The organism is Geodermatophilus sabuli (assembly GCF_900215145.1).
Taxonomy (GTDB): domain Bacteria; phylum Actinomycetota; class Actinomycetes; order Mycobacteriales; family Geodermatophilaceae; genus Geodermatophilus; species Geodermatophilus sabuli.
Map to the genome: position 1 here is coordinate 389,608 of NZ_OBDO01000005.1, position 7,559 is coordinate 397,166.

Consider the following 7,559-nt stretch of genomic DNA (forward strand, 5'->3'; position numbering starts at 1 on the left):
CCTCGACGGGGGAACTCCATGGTGACGCAGTTGTCACTGCCCCTGCCTGCGCGACCTCGGCTACGCATTGTCACGCGCGTTCGGGGGAAACCGTGCTGCTCGATCACTCCAGCGTCCGGCTCGGGACGGCATCCCGGCCGTCGGTCGCCGATGCCGTCGTCGAGGTCCGGCCTCGCCTGGGCCGGCCGACGTGGGCCCGTCGGTACTCCTTCGCCCTCCGGTGCTCGGAGATCGTCGCCGCCGCCGTCGCTGCGGCCGCGGTCCTGGCCGTGCGGCCGGATGGCCTCTCGCCGTCCACGCCGCTGTTCTGGGCAGCGCTCCTGCTGGTCATCGCCTGGCCGGTGCTCCTCCAGGCGACCGGCGCCCACTCGGAACGGGTCTTCGGCACCGGCAGCGACGAGTACCGCGCCGTCGGCAAGGCCGGCTTCCTGCTCCTCGCCGTCGCCGGTTTCGTGTCCTACGCCGCCGCGCTCGACCTGAGTCGCGCGCTGGTCGTCGTCGCCGTCCCGGCGCTGACCCTCGCCACCCTCCTCGGCCGCTGGGGGGCCCGCGCGGTCCTCAGAGGCCTGCGGGCCCGGGGGCGGTGCACCAAGCGCGTGGTCGTCGTCGGCCGCGGCGCCCCCGTCCTCGAGCTGGTGAGCCGGTTCGACCGGGAGCGGCTCGCAGGCCTGGAGGTCGTGGCCGCCTGCGTGACCCCCGACGACCGGGGCCGCGTGGCCGCGCACGTCGGCGTGCCCGTCGGCGGGCTGGACGAGGTCGTCGCCCTGGCCGGTCGGCTGGGTGCCGACACCATCGCGGTGACCTCCGCCAGCGAGACCGCCGCGCAGTACCTGCGCCAGCTGTCGTGGCAGCTGGAGGGCACCGGCATCGAGCTGCTCGTCGCCCCGGGCCTGGTCGAGGTCGCCGGCCCCCGGCTGCACATCCGGCCGCTCGAGGGGCTGCCGTTGCTGTCGGTCGAGCAGCCACGGTTCGAGGGCTGGCACCGGCTGGTCAAGGGCGGCTTGGACCGCGCCGTCGCGGGATTCGCCCTGGTCCTGATCGCCCCCGTCCTGCTGGCCATCGCCGCGGCGATCAAGCTCAGCAGCCCCGGCCCCGTCCTCTACCGCCAGGAACGGGTCGGTGTGAACGGCCGGTCCTTCACCATGCTGAAGTTCCGCAGCATGGTCGTCGATGCCGACCGCCAGGTCGAGGCGCTCCGGGGACACAACATCTCCGACGGCCTCCTCTTCAAGATGCGGATCGACCCGCGCGTCACACCGGTGGGCCGGCTGCTCCGTCGGCTGTCGCTGGACGAGCTCCCGCAGCTGTTCAACGTCCTCGGTGGCTCGATGTCCCTGGTCGGGCCGCGGCCGCCGCTGCCCGGCGAGGTCGCCCGCTACGACACCTCGGTGCACCGCCGGCTGCTCGTGAAGCCGGGTCTGACCGGCCTCTGGCAGGTGTCCGGGCGCAGCGACCTGCCGTGGGAGGAGGCCGTGCGCCTCGACCTGCGGTACGTCGAGAACTGGTCGCTGGCCATGGACCTGCTCATCCTCGCCAAGACCGCGCGCGCCGTCCTGAGCCGGTCCGGGGCCTACTGACCGACCGCTGACGAGCCGGGTGCCCGTACCGACGCCGGTCGGTACGGGCACCCGGCTCGTCGGCGTCTGCGGTTCGACGTCCGGACGGAGGATGAGCGCGTCGCGCCCCGGTCCGCGCCCCGGTCCGTGACCGGTCGGTGGCCCTGGCGACGCGTCGGCGAGGGGCCGCCTCGACCGGAAGGGCGTCGTGCTGGTCGGCGGCGAGCGCCGCGTCCGACCGTCGACGGCGGAGGGGACGAGGAGCGGGAGCCCCCGGTTCCCGGAGCTCCAGGTCACCCGGTGGCGGCCGAGTCCGTGGGCCCGCAGTCCGCGCGCTTCGTCGGTCCGCGGTGGGGGCGGGCCGCGAGTCAGCGCGCTGCCGATGGTCGTCCGACGCGAGCACGGATGCCCGCAGAGGGGGGAGGGGAGCGGAGAAGGGCGGCGACCCGGCTGTGTCCCCGAGCCGGTGGTGCACGCGATGGCCCTGGCCGGCTCCGCGGCCCTGGCCGGCACGCGATGGCCCTGGCCGGCTCCGCGGACGGGCGCCAGGTCGCTGGGACGACCGGCGACGAGGTGGGTGCCCGCGGCTCCCGGTGGGGGCAGCCGGCCGGTGGTGATCCGGGTCGACGGCGGCCGCGTCGGGCACCCACGTCAGTCGCCGACCGCGTCCCGCTGGGATGGCGCCGGGGAGCTCCCGATGGAGGTCGGTCGAGCGGCCGGCTCGGCGGGTGGCGTACGGAGGGGCCCGCCGAGCCGGGCGGTCAGGCGGGCGGGCGCAGGGCCACCAGCCAGCCGGCCACGGCCGTGGCCTTCGGCAGGCGCCAGGTCGCACTCCCGCTGGCACCCACGGTGGCCGGCGTGCGGTGGGCCAGCTCGGCGGTCTGGGCGCCGCTGCTCTCCCCGACCTCGGCCCAGCCGGTCGGCGGTTCGATGCCGGCCGCGGAGCTGTCCAGCCCGATGCCTCCGATCAGCATCGCCCCCTCGGTCACCGTGGTGACGCCGGGGAGGGTCAGGCTGCTCGCGGTGTACGTGCGGTCGACCGCGGTCACCGGCGCGGTGTCGAAGACGGTGGTGCGGTCGACCCCGCGGAAGCTGCCCACGACGGCACCCCACTTCTGGGCGGCCGACAACCGCCAGGTGTAGGAGGCCGGCTCGGTTGCCGGGCTGGTCACCATGCGGGAGTAGACGAAGACCCGTGCTCCGCTGCCGATGGACACCGGGGCAGCGAGTACCGGCGTCCACCCGGCCGGGACACTGCTCATCGAGGGGGCGTTGTCCGCGGTGATCTGGGCGATCAGGACGTCGCCGTCGGCCAGCCCGGTGGGCCGGGGCATCGTCACGTCGGCCGCGGCGGTCGTCGACACCGCCGTCGCCGAGGCGCCGGCGGTCACCGTCCCGCGGGCGGGTGGCGGCGTGGTGGCCGTGACCGTGATGCTCGCATCGGCGGTGGCGCTGCTCCCAGCGGCGTTGGCCGCGGTCAGCCTGACCGTGTAGGTGCCGGGCGCCGTGTAGGTGTGCGTCGGGTGCTGGGCGGTGGAGGTGGTCCCGTCGCCGAGGTCCCACGACCAGGAGGTGGGGCCGCCGGCCGAGGTGTCGGTGAACCGGACCTCCAGCGGCGCCTGGCCCCCGGTCACCGAGCTCGTGAAGGACGCCCTGGGCGCCGCCGGACCCGGCGGCGGCGTCGTGGGCCCGGGCGCCGGCCGCAGCGCGCGGAGCCAGCCGCCGGAGGCAGTGCTCTTGCCGAGGGTCCAGGTCGCCGGCCCGGTGGCGCCGGCCTGTGGCAGGGCGAGGTGGGCCAGCTCCGCGACCTGGGCGCCGGAGCTCTCCCAGGCCTCGGCCCAGCCGGTCGGCGGGGTCACCGGGGTGGCCGAGCTGTCCAGCCCGATCCCGCCGACGACCATCGCGCCGGCCGTGCTGGTGGTGACACCGGGCACGCTCAGGCCGGGCGTGGTGTACCCGGACTGGACGGCGGTGCTCGCCGGGGATTCGAACGGGGTGGCGTTGTCCACCCCGGCGAACGCGGTCATCCCTGCGTTCCACTTCTGGGCCGTGGACAACTGCCACGTCCACGACGTCGGCTCGGCGGCCGGGCCGGCCACCACGTGGTGGTAGACGAACACGCGGGCGCCGCTGTGCACCGCGACGGGTGCCGTCAGCACCGACGTCCACCCCGCCGGGACGGCGGCCATGGACGGAGCCCCGTTCGCGGTGATCTGGGCGACGAGCACGTCCCCGGCGGCCACGCCGGCGGGCCGGGGGACCGTCACCCCGGTTCCGGCCACCATGCCGGCCGCGGTCGTCGAGCCGCCCACCGAGATGCCCGCGGATCCCGACGGCGGAGGTGCCGTGACGGTCACCGTGGCGGTGGCGGGGGCGCTGGCACCGTGGGGGTTGGTCGCGGTCAGCCTGACCGTGTAGGTGCCGGGCGCCGTGTAGGTGTGCGTCGGGTGCTGGGCGGTGGAGGTGGTCCCGTCGCCGAGGTCCCACGACCAGGAGGTGGGGCCGCCGGCCGAGGTGTCGGTGAACCGGACCTCCAGCGGCGCCTGTCCCTCGGTCACCGAGGAGGTGAAGGACGCCGCCGGTGGCGCGGGCACCGGGCGCAGCGCGCGCACCCAGCCACCTGCGGCCGTCGCCCGGCTCAGGGTCCAGGTGAGAGCGCCGGTGGAGCCGGCCGCGGAGGTCTGACGGTGCGCCAGCTCCGACACCTGCGCCCCGGTGCTCTCCCAGGCCTCGGTCCACGCGCTGGGCGCGCCGACCCCGGCCGTGACGTTGTCCAGGCCGAGGCCGCCGACGAGCAGGGCACCGTCGGTGACGGTCGTGACGCCGGGCACGGTGAGTGCGGTGGCCGCATACGTGCTGTCCACCGCGGTGCTGATCGGGGTGTCGAAGGGAGCGGCGGGATCCACGCCGGTGAAGGCCGTCATGCCGCCGCCCCACCTCTGGGCCGCGGAGAGGGTCCAGGTGGCGGCGGCCGGTTCGGTGGCGGGGTCCCCGACGATGCGGTGGTAGGCGAACACCCGGGCGCCGCTGCCGAGGGCCAGCGGCTTGGTCAGCGTCGCCGTCCAGCCGCTGGGTACGCCGGCCATGGTGGGTGCGCCGTCCGCGGTGATCTGCGCGACCAGCACGGCCCCGGCGGTCACTTCCGCGGGTCGGGGGATGGTCACCTCCGTGCCGGCGGTCGTCCCGGCCGCGGTGGTCGAGGCGCCCGCGGTGACGACGCCGCTACCGGTCGCCGCGGCGGTCACCGTGACGGTGGCGGTGGCCGGCGTGCTCGAGCCGGCCGCGTTCGTGACGGCGAGGGTGACGGTGTACGTGCCGGGGGCGGCGTAGGTGTGAGCTGGGTTCTGCGTCGTCGCGGTGGTGCCGTCGCCGAAGTCCCACGCCCAGGAGGTGGGGGTGCCACTGGAGGTGTCGGTGAACTGCACCGGCAGCGGGGCCTGCCCCGATGTCACAGAGGTGGTGAAGGAGGCGGTGGGCGCCACGGGCGGCGCTGCCTGGGCCGCGAGGTCGGCGTGCCAGTAGCGCTGGGTGGCCTTGTTGCTCGCCAGCACGACGATCCCGCTGGCCGCGGTGACGCTCTGCTTGGTGGAGGTGACGTCGTTCATGTTGGCCGAGGCGATGTCGCGTATCACCGGGGTGCCACGTCCGGCCGGGAAGACCGGATCGGCCATCGGCGCCGTCTTGTCGTAGATCGTCCCGGGTGCGCCGGCGAAGGGACAGCCGCCGGTGGTGGGCGCCGTCGCCAGGACGTGGACGGTCTGGTGCCCCTCGTCGAGGAGGAGCAGGGGCCGGGTGTGGCAGTCGGCCAGTGTGCCCACCGTCGTCGCCGACCAGGCCCCGGTGCCGGGCTTGAAGCTCAACAGCCGGATCTGCGGGTCGGTGGGGACGGCGGTCGACGAGCCGTCCAGGCTGGTCTTGACCACGGCGAACACGCGCCCGGAGGTGTCGGCCTGCACCGCCTTGATGTTGAGGTGGTCGTCGGCCTGCCGGTTCCCGCGGACTGCCGGGCTGCCCCGCCAGGAGGTGCGCGGAGCGCCGTCGTCGTGGACCGCCCAGTACACGGTGCCGTCGAGCTGGTTGCTCCACAGCAGCCCGATCCGGTTGCGGCCGAAGGCGACCACGCTGGAGATGTCGTCCGGCGACACGGTCGACCCGGTCACCGGGACGACGAACGGGGTTCCCCAGGTGCTGTCGCTGCCGGAGGTCGAGTTGACGTGGACGGCACTGGTGTGTCCGCCGCCCGGTGCGGCGCTGACCTGCGTCCAGGTGGCCCACAGCGTGCCGGTGGTGTCCTTGTCGATGGTGAGGGACTCGCTGGAGTACTGGGTGATGTCGACGGGGAAGCCCGCGTCGCGCGTGTACCCGCGGTCGGCCGACCAGCTGAACCGGTGGAGCCGGGCCGGGCTGTTCGGCTGGGACGGCGTGGCACTCGTGTCGCTGGAGACGGTCACCACGTGGGACGCGACGTACAGGTGCGTGCCGTCCCAGAGCACATCGGCGAGCGTGTTCGGCCGGTCGTCGATCAGCACGCCCGTGTCGATCCACTGCTGGGTCGAGCGGTCCAGCCGGAAGATGTGCCAGGTCCGCGAGACGGTGTCGAACATGTCGGCCCACCAGGAGCCCTGCGCGAACCACAGCTTGCTCTGCGGTTTGTCCGACGTGGGGACGTGGGTCGCACCGGCGTAGGAGGGGCCCTGGTAGCCGTGGTCGCCCGTCGCCGCGGAGGCCCGGTCGGGGCTGACGGCCAGTCCGGCGACCGACAGGAGGGCGACGAGGACGATCAGGACGAACCTGCGTGTGGCACGCACGAGTGTTGCTCCCCCGTTGTTGCACTGACCCGTGCGCGACGCTCCACCGGCGTCCCGACTCCCGGATGACTTGCTCCGAACGGAAGCTATGTCACGGAGCGTGAGCGGCGCGTCCCCCGAGGAGGTGACTTCGGGACCTCCGACCTGTGTCCCGCGCCCGGCCGCGACTGCGAGTGATGGCCGATGGGACGGGCGGCTCAGAGGCCGAGGACCGCCAGCATCGCCTCGGCGATGGCCGCGTGGCCGGCGTCGTTGGGGTGGAACTGGTCGCGGACCCCACCGCCGGGGACGGGGGATCCCTCCGGGCCGCGCAGCGTCTCGTCGACGTAGAGCGGGCTCAAGGGCACGACGACGCCGCCGCGCGCCGCGCACACGGGCCGCAGTTCCCGGTCGAGGGGCGTCGCGAGGTCCGGGCCGTTCCACACGCCGTCGCACACGAGCGCCGCGTCGGGGGCCAGCGCGCGGACGCCGTCGAGCAGCGCCGCGTAGTCGCTGCTGAAGCGCGCCGGCGTGAGGGCGACCGAGTCGTTGGCGCCGACCTCGACGAAGACCAGGTCGAACGGTCCCGTCACCTCCGTGAGGCCCTCCGTGGCCTCGGCCGCGCTCTCGCCGGGGCCGCCGACCAGGACGGCGTCGACGGGCCCTTCGGTGGACAGCCCAGCCGTGACCAGTGCCCGGTACGTCAGGCTCGGGTCGCTGGCGAAGGAGCCCCACATGAGGGAGTCCCCGATGAACAGCACGCGGAGCGGACGGTCGGCCGGTCGCTCGACCAGGACCTCCGTCGGCCGGTGCGGAGCGGCAGGGGTCGCCGTGGCGGTCGACTCCGCCGCTCCCGCGGCCCGGACCGTGCCTGACCGGAGGACCGACGGCCCGAGGGCGATCAGGCCGGCGAGGCACAGCGCCATGGCGACCAGGGCCCAGGCCGGCGGCCGGTCCCACCTCCCGCCTCCTGAGCTCCGGCTCCGGTCGGCGGGGATGACGCGTGCCACCCCCATCAGTCGGTTCTCCGGCCGAGGGCGCGGTGGGTCCAGCCGGCGGTGGTCCAGGCGTCGCGGTCGAGGGCGTTGCGGCCGTCCAGGATCCGCTTCTGCGCGACGACGCGGCCGAAGGCGACGGGGTCCAGGTCGCGGTACTGGCGCCACTCGGTGAGCAGCAGCACGGCGTCGGCGCCCGCGGCGGCCTGCTCGGCGGTGGC

At 74.9% G+C, this 7,559-nt stretch carries 4 protein-coding genes; 1 reads left to right on the plus strand and 3 read right to left on the minus strand.

Features of this window, described 5'->3' with window-relative positions:
• Positions 1-92: 92 nt before the first annotated feature.
• The gene (locus CRP39_RS14225) at positions 93-1,577 is read left to right on the plus strand and encodes a sugar transferase (RefSeq protein WP_245853861.1); all 1,485 of its coding nucleotides are present in this window, start codon (positions 93-95) and stop codon (positions 1,575-1,577) included.
• Positions 1,578-2,317: 740 nt separating this feature from the next.
• Here CRP39_RS14225 and CRP39_RS28065 read toward each other — a convergent pair.
• The 3 genes from CRP39_RS28065 to CRP39_RS14250 form a co-directional block, all read right to left on the minus strand.
• Positions 2,318-6,364, minus strand: coding sequence for a PKD domain-containing protein (locus CRP39_RS28065; protein ID WP_216359739.1), 4,047 nt, complete (start codon positions 6,362-6,364; stop codon positions 2,318-2,320).
• Positions 6,365-6,561: 197 nt separating this feature from the next.
• Positions 6,562-7,359, minus strand: a complete 798-nt coding sequence (locus tag CRP39_RS14245) for an SGNH/GDSL hydrolase family protein (RefSeq protein ID WP_097206995.1) — start codon at positions 7,357-7,359, stop codon at positions 6,562-6,564.
• On the minus strand, positions 7,359-7,559 hold a 201-nt coding region (locus CRP39_RS14250), incomplete at its 5' end, for a UDP-glucose/GDP-mannose dehydrogenase family protein (protein ID WP_245853862.1). The genes CRP39_RS14245 and CRP39_RS14250, both read right to left, overlap by 1 nt.

Coding starts and splice junctions, on each gene's coding strand:
- CRP39_RS14245 (WP_097206995.1), bottom strand. CDS start 7,359: ATGGGGGTGGCACGCGTCATCCCCGCCGACCGGAGCCGGAGCTCAGGA.